Origin of the sequence: Methylocystis parvus (assembly GCF_049675845.1) — a bacterium.
Classification (GTDB): domain Bacteria; phylum Pseudomonadota; class Alphaproteobacteria; order Rhizobiales; family Beijerinckiaceae; genus Methylocystis; species Methylocystis parvus_A.
Genome location: NZ_CP187161.1, coordinates 1,955,497 through 1,973,133, shown reverse-complemented (window position 1 = coordinate 1,973,133; position 17,637 = coordinate 1,955,497). Strand labels below are relative to the sequence as shown.

20 protein-coding genes, 1 tRNA gene and 1 pseudogene are annotated in these 17,637 nt (G+C 64.7%); 13 read left to right on the top strand and 9 right to left on the bottom strand.

The genetic code is table 11. The features are described from left to right. Positions 1–34 precede the first annotated feature (34 nt). Positions 35–1,348: a winged helix-turn-helix domain-containing protein gene (locus ACPFMJ_RS10130; protein WP_424363662.1), complete on the bottom strand. Its 1,314-nt coding sequence runs from the start codon at positions 1,346–1,348 to the stop codon at positions 35–37. Positions 1,349–1,611: 263 nt separating this feature from the next. Next, positions 1,612–2,190 (bottom strand): hypothetical protein, encoded by a 579-nt coding sequence (locus ACPFMJ_RS10125; protein WP_424363661.1) that lies wholly within the window; start codon positions 2,188–2,190, stop codon positions 1,612–1,614. Positions 2,191–2,396: 206 nt separating this feature from the next. Between ACPFMJ_RS10125 and ACPFMJ_RS10120 the strand changes: the two genes are divergently transcribed. Further along, positions 2,397–2,720, top strand: coding sequence for a hypothetical protein (locus tag ACPFMJ_RS10120; protein WP_424363839.1), 324 nt, complete (start codon positions 2,397–2,399; stop codon positions 2,718–2,720). 76 nt (positions 2,721–2,796) lie between these two features. Beyond that, positions 2,797–3,372 (top strand): NnrU family protein, encoded by a 576-nt coding sequence (locus ACPFMJ_RS10115; RefSeq protein WP_424363660.1) that lies wholly within the window; start codon positions 2,797–2,799, stop codon positions 3,370–3,372. A gap of 63 nt (positions 3,373–3,435) precedes the next feature. Here ACPFMJ_RS10115 and gltX read toward each other — a convergent pair whose 3' ends face one another. Next, positions 3,436–4,779: a glutamate--tRNA ligase gene (gltX, locus tag ACPFMJ_RS10110; RefSeq protein WP_424363659.1), complete on the bottom strand. Its 1,344-nt coding sequence runs from the start codon at positions 4,777–4,779 to the stop codon at positions 3,436–3,438. 205 nt (positions 4,780–4,984) lie between these two features. Here gltX and ACPFMJ_RS10105 point away from each other — a divergent pair, with 205 nt between their 5' ends. Then, the gene (locus ACPFMJ_RS10105; protein WP_424363658.1) at positions 4,985–6,127 is read left to right on the top strand and encodes a ceramide glucosyltransferase; all 1,143 of its coding nucleotides are present in this window, start codon (positions 4,985–4,987) and stop codon (positions 6,125–6,127) included. A gap of 62 nt (positions 6,128–6,189) precedes the next feature. Here the strand turns inward: ACPFMJ_RS10105 and ACPFMJ_RS10100 are convergent. Then, positions 6,190–7,426: pseudogene (locus ACPFMJ_RS10100) on the bottom strand (class II 3-deoxy-7-phosphoheptulonate synthase); the annotation flags it as partial. 2 nt (positions 7,427–7,428) lie between these two features. On the opposite strand from ACPFMJ_RS10100, the gene ACPFMJ_RS10095 reads away from it, so the two are divergent. After that, a complete protein-coding gene (locus ACPFMJ_RS10095) occupies positions 7,429–8,430 on the top strand; it encodes an acyltransferase family protein (RefSeq protein WP_424363838.1) in 1,002 nt (333 codons plus the stop codon). Between the two features lie 133 nt (positions 8,431–8,563). On the opposite strand, the gene gor is transcribed toward ACPFMJ_RS10095, so the two are convergent. Genes gor through ACPFMJ_RS10080 form a run of 3 tightly spaced genes read right to left on the bottom strand, consistent with a single transcriptional unit; the run spans position 8,564 to position 11,071 of the window. After that, the gene (gene gor / locus ACPFMJ_RS10090; RefSeq protein WP_424363657.1) at positions 8,564–9,940 is read right to left on the bottom strand and encodes a glutathione-disulfide reductase; all 1,377 of its coding nucleotides are present in this window, start codon (positions 9,938–9,940) and stop codon (positions 8,564–8,566) included. After that, a complete protein-coding gene (gene rpiA, locus ACPFMJ_RS10085) occupies positions 9,937–10,635 on the bottom strand; it encodes a ribose-5-phosphate isomerase RpiA (protein ID WP_424363837.1) in 699 nt (232 codons plus the stop codon). Before rpiA ends, gor begins: the two co-directional genes overlap by 4 nt. A gap of 49 nt (positions 10,636–10,684) precedes the next feature. Beyond that, positions 10,685–11,071, bottom strand: coding sequence for a hypothetical protein (locus tag ACPFMJ_RS10080; protein ID WP_424363656.1), 387 nt, complete (start codon positions 11,069–11,071; stop codon positions 10,685–10,687). Positions 11,072–11,197: 126 nt separating this feature from the next. Here ACPFMJ_RS10080 and ACPFMJ_RS10075 point away from each other — a divergent pair, with 126 nt between their 5' ends. The 7 genes from ACPFMJ_RS10075 to ACPFMJ_RS10045 all read left to right on the top strand — a co-directional run bounded on the left by ACPFMJ_RS10075 (position 11,198) and on the right by ACPFMJ_RS10045 (position 15,606). Continuing rightward, the gene (locus tag ACPFMJ_RS10075) at positions 11,198–11,893 is read left to right on the top strand and encodes an HAD family hydrolase (protein ID WP_424363836.1); all 696 of its coding nucleotides are present in this window, start codon (positions 11,198–11,200) and stop codon (positions 11,891–11,893) included. A 53-nt stretch (positions 11,894–11,946) separates the two neighbouring features. Beyond that, positions 11,947–12,021 (top strand) — tRNA-Val (locus tag ACPFMJ_RS10070). A 626-nt stretch (positions 12,022–12,647) separates the two neighbouring features. Beyond that, a complete protein-coding gene (locus ACPFMJ_RS10065; RefSeq protein WP_424363655.1) occupies positions 12,648–12,962 on the top strand; it encodes a hypothetical protein in 315 nt (104 codons plus the stop codon). A 116-nt stretch (positions 12,963–13,078) separates the two neighbouring features. Next, a complete protein-coding gene (locus ACPFMJ_RS10060) occupies positions 13,079–13,348 on the top strand; it encodes a DUF2312 domain-containing protein (protein ID WP_424363654.1) in 270 nt (89 codons plus the stop codon). A gap of 587 nt (positions 13,349–13,935) precedes the next feature. After that, positions 13,936–14,136: a hypothetical protein gene (locus ACPFMJ_RS10055; protein WP_424363653.1), complete on the top strand. Its 201-nt coding sequence runs from the start codon at positions 13,936–13,938 to the stop codon at positions 14,134–14,136. Between the two features lie 237 nt (positions 14,137–14,373). Further along, a complete protein-coding gene (locus ACPFMJ_RS10050; RefSeq protein WP_424363652.1) occupies positions 14,374–14,784 on the top strand; it encodes a hypothetical protein in 411 nt (136 codons plus the stop codon). Positions 14,785–15,009: 225 nt separating this feature from the next. Next, positions 15,010–15,606, top strand: coding sequence for a hypothetical protein (locus tag ACPFMJ_RS10045; protein ID WP_424363651.1), 597 nt, complete (start codon positions 15,010–15,012; stop codon positions 15,604–15,606). Here ACPFMJ_RS10045 and ACPFMJ_RS10040 read toward each other — a convergent pair. Together ACPFMJ_RS10040 and ACPFMJ_RS10035 are read right to left on the bottom strand one after the other, a co-directional pair. Continuing rightward, entirely contained in the window at positions 15,603–15,818 is a 216-nt protein-coding gene (locus ACPFMJ_RS10040; protein WP_424363650.1) for a SlyX family protein, read from the bottom strand. The genes ACPFMJ_RS10045 and ACPFMJ_RS10040 overlap by 4 nt on opposite strands. Before the next feature lie 49 nt (positions 15,819–15,867). After that, on the bottom strand, positions 15,868–16,089 hold the full coding sequence (locus tag ACPFMJ_RS10035) for a zinc ribbon domain-containing protein YjdM (protein ID WP_424363649.1): 222 nt from the start codon (positions 16,087–16,089) through the stop codon (positions 15,868–15,870). A gap of 296 nt (positions 16,090–16,385) precedes the next feature. On the opposite strand from ACPFMJ_RS10035, the gene ACPFMJ_RS10030 reads away from it, so the two are divergent. Both ACPFMJ_RS10030 and ACPFMJ_RS10025 read left to right on the top strand, forming a co-directional pair. Then, positions 16,386–17,210: a division plane positioning ATPase MipZ gene (locus ACPFMJ_RS10030; protein ID WP_424363648.1), complete on the top strand. Its 825-nt coding sequence runs from the start codon at positions 16,386–16,388 to the stop codon at positions 17,208–17,210. A gap of 79 nt (positions 17,211–17,289) precedes the next feature. Beyond that, on the top strand, positions 17,290–17,592 hold the full coding sequence (locus tag ACPFMJ_RS10025; protein WP_424363647.1) for a hypothetical protein: 303 nt from the start codon (positions 17,290–17,292) through the stop codon (positions 17,590–17,592). Positions 17,593–17,637: the final 45 nt, after the last annotated feature.

Sequence of the window (17,637 nt, the reverse complement as noted above, 5' to 3'; positions counted from 1 at the left end):
CCTCACGCGGCAATAAGGCCACGGCCCGGCAATTTCAACCGCCGAGAGGGGAGCTGGCCTCCGTTGCGGCCAGACGGCGGATCTCGTCGCGCAGCGGGGCGAGACGCGGGTCATGGGGCGCGAAGGCGAACCAGGGACACCCCGCATCCCGGCCGCGCGAAATCTCGCCCAGCGCCGCCTCGGGCTGGTCCATCGCGAGCAGGGCGGCGGCCGTGAACAGGCTGGGCGCGGCGCACCCCCCCCCGTCGCCTCGCGCCGCAGAGAGCATGTCGGCGGCCTCGCCGTTTCGTCCCGCCCTCGCCAGCACGGCGGCCAGCACCGCAAAAAGGGCGGGGTCCTCTGGCACCAGTTCGAGCCCTTGGCGCGCAGCCTCCTCCGCCGCCGCATGGTCGCCGGACAGGCTGGCCGCAATGGCGGCGACGCCCCGTAGCCATCCCCCGTCCGGGCGGAGGAACAGGCCCTTATGCGCGAGTTCGACGCTTTCCGCGATATTGCCCATACAGAGCTCCAGCCATGCGCGCTGGATAAGCAGGCCCTGATCGTGCGGCGAGAGCCGCAAGCCTGCTTCCGTGTCGTCGATCGCCTCTTGCAACCGGTCGAGGCGCGCCAGGACCCAGCCGCGATAGGCGCGGACCTTGCTGTACGTCGGATCCTCACCGACGGCGCGATCCATCAAGGCGAGCCCGTCTTCCGTACGTCCCATCAGCGCCGCCTGCGCCCAGCCGAGAACCGCCAGAGCCGCCGTGAATCCGGGCGCCAGGGCGAGGGCGCGCCCGGCGTCCCGCTCGATCATCGCCGCCGCTTCGGCTGGACACAAATGACCGCGTATGGCGCGCCCAGCGGCGATGTCCGCAGAGAGCGACCAGACGGCCGGGGACGAAGGGTCGAGTTCGCCGGCGGCGGCGATGGCGGAATGCGCCCTCTCATAGCCGTCGCGCGTGCGCTTGCCCGCGAGTTCATAGGCTGTCTGCCAAAGATCGAGGGTGCGGCCGTCCACCCTCCTGTCGGTCGCAGGCGCGCCGACGCCGTCTGGGTCGAGAAAATCGATCGTCGCCCGCAGGGACAGACCGCGCCCGTAAGCCGTGGCGATCAGATCGCCGTAACCCGCCTCGCGCAGCGGCTTGCGTAAAAGATAAGCGCAGCGATCGATCGAGTCGTCCGACGGCGGCCGGTCGGGCCAGAGCCTCGCCGCGATCTCGGCCTTGGACACGACGCCCCCCCTAGACTCCAGAAGGAGTTCGAGGAGTTGTCGCGCCTGCGGGCCCAGGTGAAGTTGAGCGCCGTCTCTCCATAAACCCGATTGCGGGCTGTATTCGAACCCTGCAAAGCGCCAGACCGAACCGCTCATCGTCCCCTCCGAGGACGCTCACGCTTGCATCCCCACCAAGCGACACAATGATCGATTCCGGCGGTCCGGCGCAAGCCCTTAAAAAACAAATCTTTTTTGCTTCGCATGCAGCGAGATTCTCGTCAGATCGCAAAAAAAAACGCCGGGCGTACCTCCGGCCCGGCGCTCTTGAACCTATCCGGCCTTTCGCGCCGGTAAGTCCGCCCATGGTTTAGGCGGCCAAGATGACGCGCAAATGACGCGCGTCGGGTTATGGCGCGGCTTCATTGCGCGCGCCTGCGGGGCTCTTCCTTGCCCCATAGCATCGCCAGAAGCGCGAGCGCGGCGGCGGTCGCCATGAGGTAATAGGGCGTGCGGGGCGAGTAGAGGCGTCCGACCGAGAAGGGGAAGCGCGACTCCCATCGCTCCCCATGCGGCCCGGCGACAGTGACGATGCCGATGAAATCGCCCGTTTCGGGGAAGACATGCTCCAGGCTGAGTGTGCCGCCCGGATAAATCCGGGGCGGCAGATAGGCGACCGTAGCCGCCTGCAGATTTTCCGGCGTATCGCCGCCGACGTCGCGGATGATGCGCAAATCGGCCTTCATCTCGCGCATTTCCGACTGCGCGTAGTCGAGCGTGAAGATCGTCTCGCCGGTCGTCGGTACGTCCTCGCAGAATTTCCGGTGTGAGATGGAAGGCTGGTACCCGGAAAAATACATGAGGTCGGGGCCGACCTTCAGCAGGCAGGAGCCCTCGACCTTGTGAATCGCGCCGCGAGCCGACGCGGGGGACGCGACGCCGGCGAGGCCAAGCGCGATGCCGACGCCAAGGGCGAGGGCGAAGTTGCGACAACTGAGCATTCGTTCCTCCCTTCGCGCGGCGCCTCGGGACGCGCAGGGGCGCACATCTTCATAAATTGTGAGGCGCGGTCGCGGGAGATCAAGGGGGACCTGTTCACCCGCCGCGGCCGAGGCTGTAAAATGCCGGCAAACCTCACTGGAAAAAAGGAAACCCGATGCGCCGCCGATCTCCTGTCGCCAGGGCGCTCTTCGCGGCGCCGCTTGCGATGTCGCTCGCCTCGTCCTTCGCGGCCGCCCCCGCACGCGCCGCCGAGATCAACGACTATCCAACCTCTGCGCGCGCTGATTACGTCTTCGGCTGCATGAAAGCCAATGGCGATACGCGCCTGTCGCTGGATCAGTGCTCCTGCTCCATCGACGTGATCGCGAGCATTATCCGGTATGACGACTACGTGGCTGCCGAGACGGTCGCGAGTCTCAGCCAGCAGGCCGGCCAGATCGGCGGCATGATGCGCAATACGGGCGCCGCGCGCGACGTGCTGGAGACGCTGCGGCGCGCGCAGGCCGAGGCGCAGGTGCGCTGTTTTTAACGCTTGGCGCGTCGGCGATCGAACAGCCGTGTTATAGACTGTGCGCCGTCCCCGGCGTTGATTGGAGCCCCCTAGCATGCTCATTCTCATTCTCGGCATCGCGCTTTTCCTCGGCGCGCATGTCTTTTCAACAATGCGCGGCGCCCGCGCGAAGGTCATCGAGACTTATGGCGCCGAGACGTACAAGCGCGTCTATTCCGTCGTCGCCCTTGCCGGCCTCTTGCTGATCATCTGGGGCTTCTCGCGCTACCGGGCCGAGGGGATCGTCCAGATCTGGGATCCGCCAAGCTGGGCGCGCCACGTCGCCATGCCGCTCGTCTGGTTCGCCTTCGTCGCCCTCGCCAGCCGCCGCGCGCCGCCCTCGCGCATACGCGGGTTGCTCCGCCACCCGACGCTGGTCGCCATCAAGAGCTGGGCCGCCGCGCATCTTCTCGCCAATGGCGATCTTGGCGGCATGGTCCTTTTCGGGTCTTTTCTAGCCTTCGGCGTCTATGACCGCATCGCGGTGAAGCGCCGCGGCGACGAGGGCGCGCCGCGTCTCGACGCCTTCACGAAGGGCGACGCCATCGCGCTCGGCGCGGGCACGGCGGTTTTCGCCGCGTTCCTCCTGCTGCACCCCTATCTCTTCGGCGTGGCGGTGCTGCACCGGTGAGTTGGCGAGGCAGCCCCGCGCCGACGCACAGCAGCGCCGGCGCGGGGCGCGGTTCTCGAATTGCTAGGCGGACAGCCGCGCCAGCGCCTTCGCGCGGCCGATCAAGGGCAGCAGCGCGGCGAGTTCCGGCCCGCTCTGCTCGCCGGTGAGCGCGAGGCGCAGCGGGTGGAAGAGCGTCTTGCCCTTGCGGCCCGTCGCGGTCTTGAGATCGCTCGTCCAGGCGGCCCAGCTCGTTTCGTCCCACGGCTCTTGTGGCAGGAGCTGCGCGGCTTCCTCGAGAAAAGCCGGGTCTTCATGCACGGCCTCGATCTCGCCCTCGATGACGCGCCACCATTTCAGAATGTCGTCGAAGGTCCAGAGATTGCCGCGCGCCGCGCGCCATAGCGGCTCGGCCTTGTGGCCGACGACGTCGAGCGCGGCGAGGCGCTCGCGCACATCCTCGAATTCGAGAAGCGCCAGCGTACGATGGGTGAGCGTCGAGAGATCTTCGGGGTCGAAGCGCGCCGGGTTCCGCGAGACATGCGCAAGATCGAAGCTCGCGCCGAGCTCGTCCAGCGAACGCACCGCATGCACATTGTCCGACGAGCCAGTGAGCGTTGCGAGCGCCGCGACCGCCATGGCCTCATAGCCTTCGTCGCGCAGCGAGGCGATGGAGAGAGAGCCCGTTCGCTTCGAGAGGCCTTCGCCGCTCGCGCCGATCAGCAGATTGTGATGCGCGAAGACGGGCGGCGTCGCCTGCGGCGCAAGCGCCGCAAAGAGCTGCAACTGCACGGCCGTATTCGTCACATGGTCCTCGCCGCGAATGACATGGGTGATCCGCATGTCGATGTCGTCGGCGACGGAGGGCAATGTGTAGAGGAAGCTCCCGTCCTCGCGGATAAGCACCGGGTCCGAGAGCGCCGCGCAGTCGATATGCGCGGGGCCGCGGATAAGGTCGTTCCATTCGACGACGCCCGGCTCCAGCATGAAGCGCCAATGCGGGCGGCGCCCCTCGGCTTCAAATCTGGCGCGGTCGGCGTCCGAGAGCTTCAGCGCCGCGCGGTCGTAGACGGGGGGCAGGCCGCGCGCCTGCTGCATCTTGCGGCGCTTCTCCAGCTCCTCCGGCGTCTCGTAGCAGGGGTAGAGACGGCCCGCCTCGCGCAGCTTCTTCGCCGCCGCCTCATAGAGCGCGACGCGCTGCGACTGCCGAAAGGTCTCGTGCGGGACGATGCCGAGCCAGGCGAGATCGACCTCGATCCCCCGCGCGAATTCCTCGGTGGACCGGGCGAAATCGGTGTCATCGAACCGCAGTATGAATCGTCCATGGTGCGTTGCAGAGAATAGATAATTGAACAACGCGACCCGCGCATTGCCGATATGGATACGGCCTGTCGGCGACGGCGCGAAACGAACGATCGGAGAGGTCATGAGGAAGCTTCGTCAGGAGTTTTCGCAAAACGCGCAACGGGAAAAGATTGTCGCGCCGCAACCCTTTTGCCAAGAGCCGGCGTCCTTGTCAGTCGGAATATTGAATTGGCCCCGGCCCGGCGTCGCGCGCCGCGACCGCCAGACGGAGGCCAGCCTGCGCCTGCGCCGCCAACCCGCCCGTCTCGACGCCTGAGTCCGACGCCTGATGATAATCGCCTATATCTGCGCCGGCTGGTGCGCCTTCATCCTCGTCATGAACTTCGCCAGCATGTGGCTCATGGGCCGCAAATGCCGGGCCCGCGAACGCAATCTGCCGGTCCCGGCCGACGCCCCCTGGGTCAGCATCGTGCGCCCCCTGCGCGGCGTCGAGACCTTCAGCGAAGAGACGCTGCGCGCGACCTTCGAGCTCGACTATCCGCATTACGAGATCATCTTCTGCGTTCAGTCGCCGCATGATCCGATCATCCCGCTCGCCCAGCGCGTGATCGCCGAATATCCGCAGCACGACGCGCGGCTTCTCGTCGGCGACGACTATGTCAGCGCCAATCCGAAGCTGAACAACTGCGTGAAGGGCTGGGAGGCGGCGCGCTACGACTACGTCATCCTCGCCGACTCCAACGCCCTCCCGCCGCGCGATTACGTTCAGACCATGCTCGCCGCCTTCGAGCCCGACACGGCCATGACCGTGTCCATGCCGATCGGCTCGCGGCCCAAGGGTTTCTGGGCGCATGTGGAATGCGCCGTTCTCAACACCTTCCAGGCGCGCTGGCAATATGGCGCCGAGGCGATCGGCGTCGGCTTCGCGCAGGGCAAGAACATGATGTGGCGGCGCGAGGTTCTCGACCGCGCCGGCGGCATCCGCGCGCTCGCCTCCGAGATCGCCGAGGACGCCGCCTCGACCAAGGTGATCCGGGCCGCGGGCATGACCGTGCGCCTCGTCGACATGCCCTTCGAGCAGCCGCTCGGCTCGCGCTCGGCGCATGAGGTCTATTCCCGCCATGTGCGCTGGGCGCGACTGCGCCGCGTGACCTTCCCTGCGCATTATACGCCGGAATTCATGAATGGCAGTTTCGTCGCCGTGGTGCTCGGCGCCTATGCGGCGCTGGAGTTCGGCGGCAGCGCCGGCGTGACCCTGCTGGCGGCTGCGTCGGTGATGTTTTCGCTCCATCTCGGCGAAATCTGGCTCGCCCGCATCTGCGGCTTCGCGCTGGATTGGCGCATGCCTTTCGCGCTGGTCATGCGCGATCTCATGCTGCCGGTGATGTTCGTCGATGCGCTGCTCTTCGATGATTTCGTCTGGCACGGCAACGCGATGACAGTGCGTGAAGTCGAAGATACGGCGGGGTGACAGGCTGCGACACAATCGCCGAGCCCGTGAAGGATCAGATCTGCTGGCAAACCCGTGCTGACGCCCCTCGTGCTTCGCTCCGCCACCAGGAACGCCACCTCGATCGCCTGCTCGGCGTTGAGGCGCGGATCGCAGTGCGTGTGATAAGCGGTCGCGGAAGATCCTGTCCTCGGAAATCGCGGTGGCGCCACCGGTGCATTCGGTGACGTTCTTGCCGGTCATCTCGAGATGGATGCCGCCGGCGTGCGTGCCTTCTGCGCGGTGGACCTCGAAGAACGACAGGCTCTCCTTCATGATACGGTCGAAGGGCCGCGTCTTGTAGCCATTGACGCCGCGCTGATCGTGTTGCCGTGCATCGGATCGCACGACCAAACGACGTTGCGGCCTTCGCGCGCCACCGCGCGAACCAGCGCCGGCAAATGGGTCTCGATCTTGTCGTGCGCCGAAGCGGCAGATCAGCGTGAGGCGGCCCGGCTCGTCCTTCGGGTTCAGCGCGTCGATCAGGCGCATCAGGCCATCGGGCGTCGAGCGACGGGCCGCATTTCAGGCCGATCGGGTTGCGGATGCCGCGCATGAACTCGACATGCGCGCCGTTCTCCTGGCGTGTGCGATCGCCGATCCAGAGCATGTGGCCGCTCGTCGCGTACCAATCGCCGCTGGTCGATGCGGGTCAGCGCCTGCTCGTATTGCAGCAGCAGCGCTTCGTGCGAGGTGTAGAAATCCGTGCCGCGCAGCTCGGGATGATGCTCGGGATCGAGGCCGATGGCGCGCATGAAGTTCGAGCGTTTCGGAGATCTGGTCGGCGAGTTCCTGGTAGCGGTGGCCTTGCGGGCTGTTCTTCACGAAGCCCAGCATCCAGCGATGCACGTTCGAGATTGGCATAGCCGCCGGTCGCGAAGGCGCGGATCAGGTTCAGCGTCGCCGCCGACTGGCGATAGGCTTCGAGCTGGCGCTGCGGATCGGGAACGCGCGCTGCTCGTGAAGTCGATGTCGTTGATGATGTCGCCGCGATAGCTCGGCAGTTCGACCGTTCTTCTTCTCGACCGGCGAGGAGCGCGGCTTGGCGAACTGGCCGGCGATGCGGCCGACCTTCGTCGACGGGCGAGCCGGCCGCGTAGGTCAGCACGACGGCCATCTGCAGGAAGACGCGGAAGAAATCGCGGATGTTGTCCGCGCGGTGCTCGACGAAGCTCTCGGCGCAGTCGCCGCCCTGGAGCAGGAAAGCCTTGCCGGCGCGCCGGCAATCGCGGCCAGTTGCTTCTTCAGCTCGCGCGCCTCACCGGCGAAAAAACAAACGGGCGATTGCCGGCGCGGCGGCTTCGGCGCGAGAGGCGCTTATAGAGGAAAAAGACGCGCTTCCACGTCGGCCAGCGCGCGCGCAGCCCGAAATTCGACCGGAGGCCGATGCCCTTCTTGCTTTCGCAGCTGATCGAGGCCGCGCGCTGGATGGGCGCGCTCGCCGTGCTGATGCTTCATGTGACCAACATGTTCTCAATCTCCAGAGCCTCGTCTTTCCGCATTTCGGCACGAATGGCCCGCTCTGGTCGCTGGCCTGCGAGTTCTGGTACTACATCGCCTTCCCGCTGCTGACGCTGCCTTTCGCGCGGCGATATGGGCTCGCAACGCGGGCCGGCGGCTTCGCGCTCGGCGCCGCTCTGGTCGCGGCGCTCTCCGGGCCCGGCAACTGGTTCGCCTTCGGCTTCGTCCTCTGGGCGATCGGCGCTTTCGCCACGCGCGCGCCGCGCCCGCTCATCCGCTCGCGCTGGCTTTCCCTTGCCTTGTTCGCGGCGGCGATCGCCGTCATCCGCCTCGTTATTCGCGGGTCGCTTCTGGCGGCGCATCCCTTCGCCAGCGGGGCCGCCGACCTCTCCGCCGCGCTTCTCTTCGCCAATCTGCTGCTCGCCTTCCGCGACGCGCCGCAGGAAGGCTTTTCGGCCCTGCGCTGGAAGTTGCACGCGCCGCTCGCGGATTTCTCCTTCTCCCTTTACGCGATCCACATGCCCATCGTGATCTTCGCGCGCGCGGCCGTCGGACATTTCGTGGGGCGCGACTGGGCGATGCAGCTTGCGACGGGCGCGAATTATGCCGTTGCGCTCGCCGTGGCTGCGACGGCGGTTGTGAGCGCCTATGCGTTCTCGCGCCTCACAGAGGCGAAGACAGGCGTTGTGCGGAAAGCGCTGGACAATGCGTTCGCCAGACTGGCCTGGGGGTCCGAGGGAAGGGCGGCAGGGTATCGAGGGGTGTCGCCGCGCGTTGAGGCTAAATCCGAACAGCGTGAGCTGATCCCTGATGGCGACTCGTAACGAGCCTGTTACGGCCTTCGTCGAATAGCCCGCCGCGGCGAGCGCGCGCGCCTGCCATGCGCTCGACTATCACGGCGGCCGGTAAGGCTGTCGTCGCGGGGCGCTTTCGGGCGCCCGGCATTGTTTGGCCTTTTCAAGCCTCGGGCCTGATTTTCCGCGATGGGGACCGCATCGTCACCAGCTCTTCCGCCGCTGTGGGATGCACCGCCATCGTTGCGTCGAAGTCTCGCTTCAAAGCCCCCATGCGCATGGGGATCGCGACGAGCTGCGCCATCTCGCCGGCTTCGGGGCCAAAGATGTGCGCGCCGACGACGCGCTCGCTTGCGCCGTCGACAATAAGCTTCATGAAAGTGCGCTCGTTGCGGCCCGAAAGCGTCGCCTTCATCGGGCGGAAGCTCGTTTCGTAAATATCGAGCGCGCCATATTTCTCCTTCGCGGCCTCTTCGGTCAGGCCCACCGTGCCGATCTCCGGCGTGGTGAAGACGGCGCTCGGCACGCAGTCGTAATCGACCTGAGTGGGCAGATTGCCGAACACGCTGTCGGCGAAGGCGTGGCCTTCGCGGATGGCGACGGGCGTGAGATTGATGCGGTCGGTGACGTCGCCCACGGCGTAGATCGACGGGACGTTGGTGCGCGAATGGGCGTCGACGATGATCGCGCCATTTTCGAGCGTCGCGACGCCCGCGCGCTCCAGTCCGAGATTGTGCGTGAGCGGCCGGCGGCCGGTTGCGACCAGCACGGCGTCGGCCTCGCGCGTCTCGCCGTCGCTCATGGAGACCGAGTAGCCTTTCGCGCTTTTGTCGATGCGCGTCGGCAATGCGCCGGCATGATGCGCGACGCCCGCATTGGTCAGCGCCTCGGCGACGCGCTTGCGCAAATCCTCGTCGAAGCCGCGCAAGGGAAGATCGGCGCGATATGAGAGATAGGTCTGCGCGCCGAGCCGCGCGAAGACGCTGGCGAATTCAACCGCGATATAGCCGCCGCCGACGATCAGCAGCCGCTGCGGGAAAGTCGGCAGGTCGAAGATTTCGTTCGACGACAGCGCCCATTCAAGACCGGGAATATGCGGCGCCAGCACCGGCGCGCCGCCCGTCGCGATGAGAATGTAACGCGCGCTCGCCGTGCGGCCATCGGAGAAATGCACGGCGTTCGGCCCCGCGATGGTCGCGCGGGCGCGAATGAGTTCGACCTTGTTATTGGCGAGCGTCTGCTCATAAAGCCCCGAGAGGCGCGTGATCTCTTTTTCCTTGGCGGAAACGAGCGCAGGCCACTCGAAGGAGGTCTCGCCGGCATGCCAGCCGAAGCCTTTTGCGTCTTCGAACTCATCCTTGAAGCGGCTCGCCAGCACATAGAGCTTTTTCGGCACGCAGCCGCGAATGACGCAGGTGCCGCCGACGCGAAACTCCTCGGCGATGGCGACCTTTGCGCCATGGTTCGCCGCGATGCGCGCGGCGCGCACGCCGCCCGAGCCCGCGCCGATGACGATGAGGTCGTAGTCGTATCCGCTCATAGCGCGCCGCCCGTCACGTCGCCGATGATGCGCACGCCCGTCGCGCCCGCGACGAAGATCGCGGTGGCGAGGCCGATGAAGAGGCCGTGATCCACGACGCCGGGAATGGCCTCCAATCTTTGCGCCAGCGTGTCGGGATCGCCGATCGCGCCGAAGGCGCAGTCATAGATGTAATGGCCGCCATCGGTCACATAGGGCGCGTCCGGCGCCGCCATGCGCAGCGTGATCGGGCCTTCGAGACCGAGCCCGCGCGCAACGCGCTCAATGTGGATTTGCGTCGAGCGCGCGCCGAAGCGGTCGATCTCGACCGGCAGCGGAAAGGCGCCGAGCGTTGCAACCTCTTTCGTTGCGTCGGCGATGACGAACATGCGCTTGGAGGCCGCCGCGACGATCTTCTCGCGCAGTAGCGCGCCGCCGCCGCCCTTGATGAGGCGCAGCGCGGCGTCGAACTCGTCGGCGCCGTCGATGGTGAGATCGAGCTCCGGCGTTTCGTCGAGCGTCGAGAGCTTTATGCCCAGTCCCTCCGCCTGCGCGCGCGTGCGCTCCGAGGTCGGCACGCCGATCACCTCAAGTCCGCCGCGCACCCGCGCGCCGAGAAGGTCGACGAAATGCGCGGCGGTGGAGCCGGTGCCCAGCCCGAGCCGCATGCCGTGGGCGACGGATTCGAGCGCGGCCGCGGCGGCGGCGCGTTTCATGGCGTCGGCGGAAGGAGGCGTCGTCAAATCCGTTCTCTTCTTTTGCCTGCTATTTTGCCTGCGGGGTGCAGACGACCGAGCTTTCGTTGAGCACGAAGCAGATCGACATCATGCCCGAGCGCAGATCGACGCGGAAGACGCCGCCTTCGCCCGTGTGGCGCGAGGCGACGAGGGCGTATTCGCTGAAGGTGCCGGCCTTGGCCCCTTCGCCCGGCGGATAGCACAGCGTCACGCCAATGGAGGAGCCCTCCTTCAGGCCGTATTGGCAGGCGCCGACTTCGCCATTCGCCTTGTCGAGTCGGAAGACGCGGTTGAGGTCGGTCTGCGGCGCGGCGAGAAACTCGTAATTGCCGGCGGCGTCGGCGGCGCCGGCGAAGAGAAGGGCGGCGGCAAGGGACAGGAAGCGGGGCCCACGGGAAAACTGCGAAAGACGCATCTTGCCACTCCTGTTGCGAATCGGTCGGGGCAGTCTACACGCGGCGCGGGCGTCATAAGCGAATTTTCGCCCCCTCCGACCCCGCGCCGCTTGATCTCGCCGGGCGCGGCCTTTACCTCCGCCGCCATGACCCAGCGCGCGCCCATTCTCGTTTTCGATCTCGACGGCACTTTGGCGGACACCGCCCGCGACCTCATCGCGACGCTAAATGTGCTGCTGGCCCGCGAGGGCCTGCCCACGGTCGCGCCCTCCGCCGCGCGGAGCCTCGTCGGGGCCGGGGCCAGGGCGCTGATCGAGCGCGGCTTCGCGATCGACGGCGCCCCGCCGCCGCCCGAGCGCGTCGACCCGCTGGTGCGGGACTTTCTGGCCCATTACGAGGCCCATATCGCCGATGAAAGCATCCTCTTTCCCGGCGCGCTCGCGGCCCTGGACCGCTTCGCCGACGCAGGCTTCAGGCTCGCGGTCTGCACCAACAAGCCGGAGCCGCTCGCCCGGCTGCTGCTGGAGAAGCTCGAGGCCGCCGACCGCTTCGCCGCCATTTGCGGGCGGGGGACCTTCCCAATGCACAAGCCGGACCCGCGCACCCTGGAGCTGACCATCGAGGCGGCAGGCGGCGACCCCCGCCGGGCCGTGATGGTGGGAGACTCCAAGACCGACATCGACACGGCCAAGAACGCCGGCGCGCCCGTGGTGGCGGTCGATTTCGGCTATACCGATATTCCGGTGGCCAAGCTGTCCCCGGACCGGGTGATCTCGCATTTCGACGAGCTCTGGGCGGCGGCAGAGGCGATTCTCCCGCCTTCGGCCTTCGCACGCACTTGACGGAACGCCTCCGCCTCTCTTACAGGGAGGGCGTTCCGCGTTTTTGACGCGACGGGCGATTAGCTCAGCGGGAGAGCACTCCCTTCACACGGGAGGGGTCGCAGGTTCAATCCCTGCATCGCCCACCATTGAAAAGCCTGAAATCACTGGGCTTTTCCCTGCCTCGTCGGACGGTCAGTTTCCTCGATCCTCAGTTTGTCACGCCCTCGTCACAACGACGGAGCGGACGATGGCGTCCTTACGCAAGCGTGGCGAAAAATGGCAGGCGCAGATCAGGCGCGAGGGGTTCCCCGCCCTCGCCAAAACGTTCCGGCTTAGAGAAGTCGCTCTCCGGTGGGCCTGAGAACAAGATCGGCGCATCGACCTCGGCGAGTGGGTTGCGATCAAGCGCCCGGCGAATGAGCAAACCCTCGCCGACCTTCTGAGGCGTTGCGGGTCGGAAATCTCGGTGCGAAAACGGTCGGCGGTCTCGGAGCGGGTTGCGGCGCGCTTTTCATGATCGTGGGTTTTCTCAAGGTATCCTTGGAATTGTCTGTGTATTGACCGCCCTCTTGACGACTCGCGGACACTATAGGGCGATTGGAGAGGAGCGGGGCGGGTGGTTTTTCCTTCCGCCGTTTGAAAATGGGGCGCCTTGGGCGAAGGACGCGATACAAGAAAACATCACGGTCTTAAGACGGTGAGACACGGAGCGCGCTCCGTCTACTGCAAGGCGCGGGGAAGTGACCGATAGCTAGAGAGGATGGGTTACAAAATGGCGAGACTGACAGTTGACCAAGATATGAAACTCGGCTCGGCCCTCGATCAACTGGAAGACGCCATTGAGGCCGCCCATGCCTCGCTCAAGATGGTGCGGTGGGCGCAACTGAACGTCGCTCGTTACGCCGGTGGTATTCTCGGACCTGAACTCAACGCCAAGATTCGAGAGGTTCCCTTGGATGTAGAAAGATTATGGGAACTGACGAGGATGCCGACGAAGGGGGAGCGTGACGGCGGACCGGCGCTCGTGGATTTCACCGACGATCACAATCAAAAAATACTGGACGCCATCGTGGCGCATGAACATTGAGGGCTTAGTGCGCAAACTGTCGCAAGCTGCGACACAATGGTGTGAGTTGCGCGAAGGTCATTAACCCCTCGGTTACCCTGCGGGCCCTACACCGCGTCAATCAGGGAGCCCCACGCATGACTGACACGGTAGGAATCGCAGGCGACCGCATCCGCTCGCTCATTGAGCGCGTCGAGCATATCGAGGAAGAGATCAAGGCGCTCAATGAAGGCAAGAAGGAAATCTTCGCGGAGGCCAAAGGTGAAGGTTTCGATGTGAAGGTGCTCAAGGAAATCATCCGCCTTCGCAAACAGGATAAGGACGAGCGCGACGAGCAAGAGTCGTTGCTTGACCTCTATCTCAGTGCGATGGAGTCTTCGGAGACGGAGCGTGCGAAGGCGGCATAGAGCCTGAGAGGAAAGTGGAGGGCGGTCCGCCGCTCTCCTCAGTCGCCACTGTGCTGGCTGGCCGAGAGTCGCTTCCCATCGTGGGAAACTCACTCTGAAAACATTCGAAAACGATTTGCAAATCGAGAGCGTATTTACTAGCGCCTAGTTCCTGCATACCATGCAAGTCGTGACCAATCATCTCCTGCACGTGCGCCATTCCTCTGTGCAAGCTCACCAAATAGCTCTCCAGAAGGCGGCAATATCGGCCTGCGGGTCGAAAATTCTGTTGGTCGTCGTAACATCTCCCGACGCAGGTTGAGCATTTTGGCAATGCAAAACTCCATCGGTTACGCAATCGTACGATTGTCGTAGAGCCCTTTCATTCAATTAGGACTATCTGTCTATTCGCGGCCACAACAACTTGGTGTTTGTACGTAGGGTGCAGGTTTAGGTTAACGGGCTTCTCGGGAATAGAATGTTTGTGGGGCTTCGGCGGGTCATAGTTACCAAAGCCCTTACAAGATTGGAATTTCGTCTCATTTCGGCCATCAGTCGATTTTTCGCTTGAGATTGGCCAGAGAGCCGATTTGAGAGAGGGCCTCATTATGGAGCGCCATTACGAGCATGAGACCTGCGTGAGCGCCATAAAGTGGATGGCAAACGTAATTTACAACTCGAAAGACGGTGGTCGCGGCGTCAGTTACTCGTTTAGCCGGCCGGAGGACCTCACTGACCTAATCGAGGCGGCGCAGGAGCGCGATAAAATCCTCAAGGTGGAGATTTCGATAGTCGAGGACATCAACTGATCGACTCGCCGGGGAGTCGAGAGGTTCGACGTTAAACCAGAACCGCGTAATGCGCCTTCGTCTCTGCTCTCGCCGTGAGATAGACGCGCAAATCCTCCTCGCTCGTAGCGACCGTGGGGGTCGCGACCGAGCGGCCGGCTCAAGGTGCGGCATTCGGGCGGCCCGCGGCCTAACGTATCTTTAACAAGGCGCTTTGAGGATCGAGGGTCGTTCGACGCGCATCCCTCCGAGTCCGTCATGATTATTTTTTACCTCCTCCTCGCTCTGCTCACGACATCCGAAGCACAGGCCAAGAAAGCGAGGGCGGCGGTAGTCGAAGACTTGGATCGCCGCACCGAAGAGCGGTATGCCGCCGGAAACGGAATGACTCTCGAGCGGGTGCGCTGGGAGTTCGGGGCCACGGGAAGAATTGACTGTCCGCACGCCTACGCGACGGCCAACGTCATTTGTAAGGCCGACCTCATTGCGACTGCGGCGCATTTATTCCAGGATGACAAAAGTTGCGCGCCAAGAGACGATCCAACGTCGTGTTATTTCGTTGTGGGGGGCGACTCGGCGGAGCAGAGGATTCCAATCGACGAAGTTGTCGCATCCAGGCTTCAATGCGGCGGACCGTTCGAAACGCAAGACGACTGGGCGTCGCGGTAACCGACAAGTTTCGCAAGGCGATCCGCGACGGCGGTTGCGCCGATTGAGCTTGGCGCGCCGCACTCCTCAACTGACAGGCCCGCTTTATTTGGCCAAGAAAAGCTGGAACGTGGCGGCTATTGCTTTGTTCCATGCAGCGCTTCGCAATTCGCCTGCTAACTCGACGTCAAGGCCGCCTGTTGAAGGTATTGATATAAAGAAGCAATCCCATGAGCGCTTAACAATGTGGAAAACATCACATTTAGGACAATATTAACCCTCTTATATTTCCCAATGAAATATACGATCGCCACGAGCGTGATTCTCGCGATGATTTCGCCGGATATGGCTCTCGCGAGACCTTGTCATTCTTCAGGCCACCGCGGCGCTCATTTGAAACGCCATCATGTGGCGAGAAGCGCCGGGACAAAGGCCCAGCGTCCGATCGTCGTGGAGAGAGACGCGCAGACCACGAAAGTGGACGTCGCCGAAATCAGCCTGGACGCAAGCGGCGGTAAACCGCTCCGGCAACTATTATCGGAAAATCTCGGAGCGCAAGTAGAGTGGAGCAACGGCCGTCTCGGCGAGCGGGTCGTTTCGGGCAATTATCATGGCTCGCCCGAATACGTCGCCCAGCAACTGCTCAAGGACTTCCAGTTCGCGATCTTCTACGATCATGCGCGCTTGCGCATCATCGTCCTGCGCGCCAACGGGCCTGAGGTGATCGCCGACAACCGGCCGAGAGGCCCCGCGCCGCCTCAGCCCGTCTTCAATTCCGCGCCAAATTCTCCGCCGCGACCGCCAAACGCGCCGCAACCGGTAATGGCGCCGAGCAACCCTTAATAATGCGGCGGCGGCGGTTCGGGCGCGTCGCGGGCGGGGCCGATATTCTGGATTTCCTCCCGCAATTGCGCCACTTGCCTCTCCAGCAAGTCGATCTTCCGCCACTGCGACGTGACCACGTCGTTAAGCTCGGCGATCAATCTCTCCTGATGCATGACGAGCGCTTCCAGAGCTTCGAGACGAGTAGCGTGATCCGAAAGGGCGTCGCTCATTTGCATCCGCTCGGCGGCTGGAGGGGTTTGAAAGCGTGAGGCGCGAGCCTCAGGCCTTCTTCACGAATTCGGTGCGAAGGACGAGGTCCTTGACCTTCTCGGCCTTGCAATCGATCTCCGCCGGATCGTCGGTCAGGCGGATGTTCTTGATCAGCGTTCCGCGCTTGAGGACGATGGAGGAGCCCTTGACCTTCAGGTCCTTGATCAGCGTGACGGAGTCGCCGTCCTTCAATTCCGCCCCGTTGCTGTCCCTGACGACGACGTCGCTCATTCCAATCCTCCTGCTGCGCGGGCCTCGATCGGCTCCGCGCAGGTTCGATAGCGCCTCGGAGGTCGCTTGCACAATGCGCGGTCGGCGTTTTTCCGCCTCGCCGTCGCCTATTTCCGCATTGTGACTGGCAAAATCGCTTTCTCGCGCCGGTTCTTGATAGTAACGTCCCGAAACTTCTGATTGTGGACGGGGGCGTCGCGGGCCCTCGCCCGCGCTCATCCAGCGTAAGCGTTTCTTTTCGCGTATCGTCGCGTTCGCGTTCACCCCCGAGGCAGGCTCGCGGGACGTCTCGACACATGCAAATCGTCTCATTTGTCACGCAGAAGGGCGGGGCGGGCAAAAGCACGCTCGCCTCCAATGTCGCCGTCGCCGCGCACAAGGCGGGCGAGCGCGTTTTCGTCTGCGATCTCGACCCGCTTCAATCGCTGGTGAAATGGTCGCGCGCCCGCAAGACGCTCGACATTCCGGCCGAGCGCATGCCGGCCGAAAAGCTCGCGCGCGCGGTGGCGCAGCTCGAAAGCGAGGGCGTGTCGCTCGTGATCGTCGATACGCCCGCGAGCGACACTCCGCAGGCGGACGCCGCGATCCGCGCCGCCGATCTTTGCGTGATCCCGGCGCGGCCCAATACGCTCGACCTCTGGGCGAGCGAGGCGACGCTCGCCAAGGTGAAGGCGTCCGGCAAGCCCTTCGCCTTTCTTCTCAACCAGTGCCCGCCCGCGCAGCAGAACGCCCGCGTCGAGCGTGGCGCGCAGGCGCTGCAGGAAATGGGCGCGCTGCTGGCGCCGATGGTGTCGACGCGCGTCGACTATCAGGAGGCGGTGCGCCTTGGCCTTGGCGTCGTGGAGCTCAATCCGAGAGGCGCCGCGGCGCGGGAGATGACGAAGCTCTGGGGCTCGATCGCCGCGAGGCTGCGCGAGATTGAGCCTGCGAGGGCGGCGCACGCCGATCCCGCGCCCGCGCGGCTGCCCTATCAGGACTTCTTCGACCAGGCGGTCAGGGCGAGCGGCGTCTATGCCGATCTCGTCAATACGATTCTGCAGTTCAATCGCCCGCAAGGTCCAAACCCGCCCGCTCCCGAACCAGATGGCGCCGCGCCCGACAAGCGCCGGCGCATCTCCTGATCGCCGCCGGACCTTCTTTCTCGCCCCCGCGTTACGAGATGGAGAGGCGCGCCGCCCCTGTCCTGCGCTGGAGGCCCTGATGATCGTCGCCGTCGAGTCGCTGTTCCTCATGGCGGTTATGAGCGCTTTCGTCGGCATCGTTGCGCTGCTGGCGCTCGGCAGTCCGGCCGCGAAGAGCTCCCCGCGGCTGCGGAGTTCTCTCGTCGGCACGATCGTCGTCGCGACGGCGGCGGCGGTGGGGTCGTATTTCTTCTACGCCCTTGCTCCGCACGAGGCCGCGCGGCAGGCCGTCTATGGCGCGGCGGGGGCGCGAGGCGACGTCTTAACCATATTGGCCGCCAAGCCCCCGGCGGCGCGGCTCCTTGCCGGGCCCCATCTTTAATTTTCGGGCGGGAAGCCCAATATGAGGCCCATAAATTGGGAAGGC

What these genes read in the sequence shown, in the direction of transcription:
- ACPFMJ_RS10130 (WP_424363662.1), bottom strand. Translation starts at nt 1,348, where the DNA reads ATGAGCGGTTCGGTCTGGCGCTTTGCAGGGTTCGAATACAGCCCGCAA.
- ACPFMJ_RS10125 (WP_424363661.1), bottom strand. Translation starts at nt 2,190, where the DNA reads ATGCTCAGTTGTCGCAACTTCGCCCTCGCCCTTGGCGTCGGCATCGCG.
- ACPFMJ_RS10120 (WP_424363839.1), top strand. Translation starts at nt 2,397, where the DNA reads ATGTCGCTCGCCTCGTCCTTCGCGGCCGCCCCCGCACGCGCCGCCGAG.
- ACPFMJ_RS10115 (WP_424363660.1), top strand. Translation starts at nt 2,797, where the DNA reads ATGCTCATTCTCATTCTCGGCATCGCGCTTTTCCTCGGCGCGCATGTC.
- gltX (WP_424363659.1), bottom strand. Translation starts at nt 4,779, where the DNA reads ATGACCTCTCCGATCGTTCGTTTCGCGCCGTCGCCGACAGGCCGTATC.
- ACPFMJ_RS10105 (WP_424363658.1), top strand. Translation starts at nt 4,985, where the DNA reads ATGATAATCGCCTATATCTGCGCCGGCTGGTGCGCCTTCATCCTCGTC.
- gor (WP_424363657.1), bottom strand. Translation starts at nt 9,940, where the DNA reads ATGAGCGGATACGACTACGACCTCATCGTCATCGGCGCGGGCTCGGGC.
- rpiA (WP_424363837.1), bottom strand. Translation starts at nt 10,635, where the DNA reads ATGAAACGCGCCGCCGCCGCGGCCGCGCTCGAATCCGTCGCCCACGGC.
- ACPFMJ_RS10080 (WP_424363656.1), bottom strand. Translation starts at nt 11,071, where the DNA reads ATGCGTCTTTCGCAGTTTTCCCGTGGGCCCCGCTTCCTGTCCCTTGCC.
- ACPFMJ_RS10075 (WP_424363836.1), top strand. Translation starts at nt 11,198, where the DNA reads ATGACCCAGCGCGCGCCCATTCTCGTTTTCGATCTCGACGGCACTTTG.
- ACPFMJ_RS10065 (WP_424363655.1), top strand. Translation starts at nt 12,648, where the DNA reads ATGGCGAGACTGACAGTTGACCAAGATATGAAACTCGGCTCGGCCCTC.
- ACPFMJ_RS10060 (WP_424363654.1), top strand. Translation starts at nt 13,079, where the DNA reads ATGACTGACACGGTAGGAATCGCAGGCGACCGCATCCGCTCGCTCATT.
- ACPFMJ_RS10055 (WP_424363653.1), top strand. Translation starts at nt 13,936, where the DNA reads ATGGAGCGCCATTACGAGCATGAGACCTGCGTGAGCGCCATAAAGTGG.
- ACPFMJ_RS10050 (WP_424363652.1), top strand. Translation starts at nt 14,374, where the DNA reads ATGATTATTTTTTACCTCCTCCTCGCTCTGCTCACGACATCCGAAGCA.
- ACPFMJ_RS10040 (WP_424363650.1), bottom strand. Translation starts at nt 15,818, where the DNA reads ATGAGCGACGCCCTTTCGGATCACGCTACTCGTCTCGAAGCTCTGGAA.
- ACPFMJ_RS10035 (WP_424363649.1), bottom strand. Translation starts at nt 16,089, where the DNA reads ATGAGCGACGTCGTCGTCAGGGACAGCAACGGGGCGGAATTGAAGGAC.
- ACPFMJ_RS10030 (WP_424363648.1), top strand. Translation starts at nt 16,386, where the DNA reads ATGCAAATCGTCTCATTTGTCACGCAGAAGGGCGGGGCGGGCAAAAGC.
- ACPFMJ_RS10025 (WP_424363647.1), top strand. Translation starts at nt 17,290, where the DNA reads ATGATCGTCGCCGTCGAGTCGCTGTTCCTCATGGCGGTTATGAGCGCT.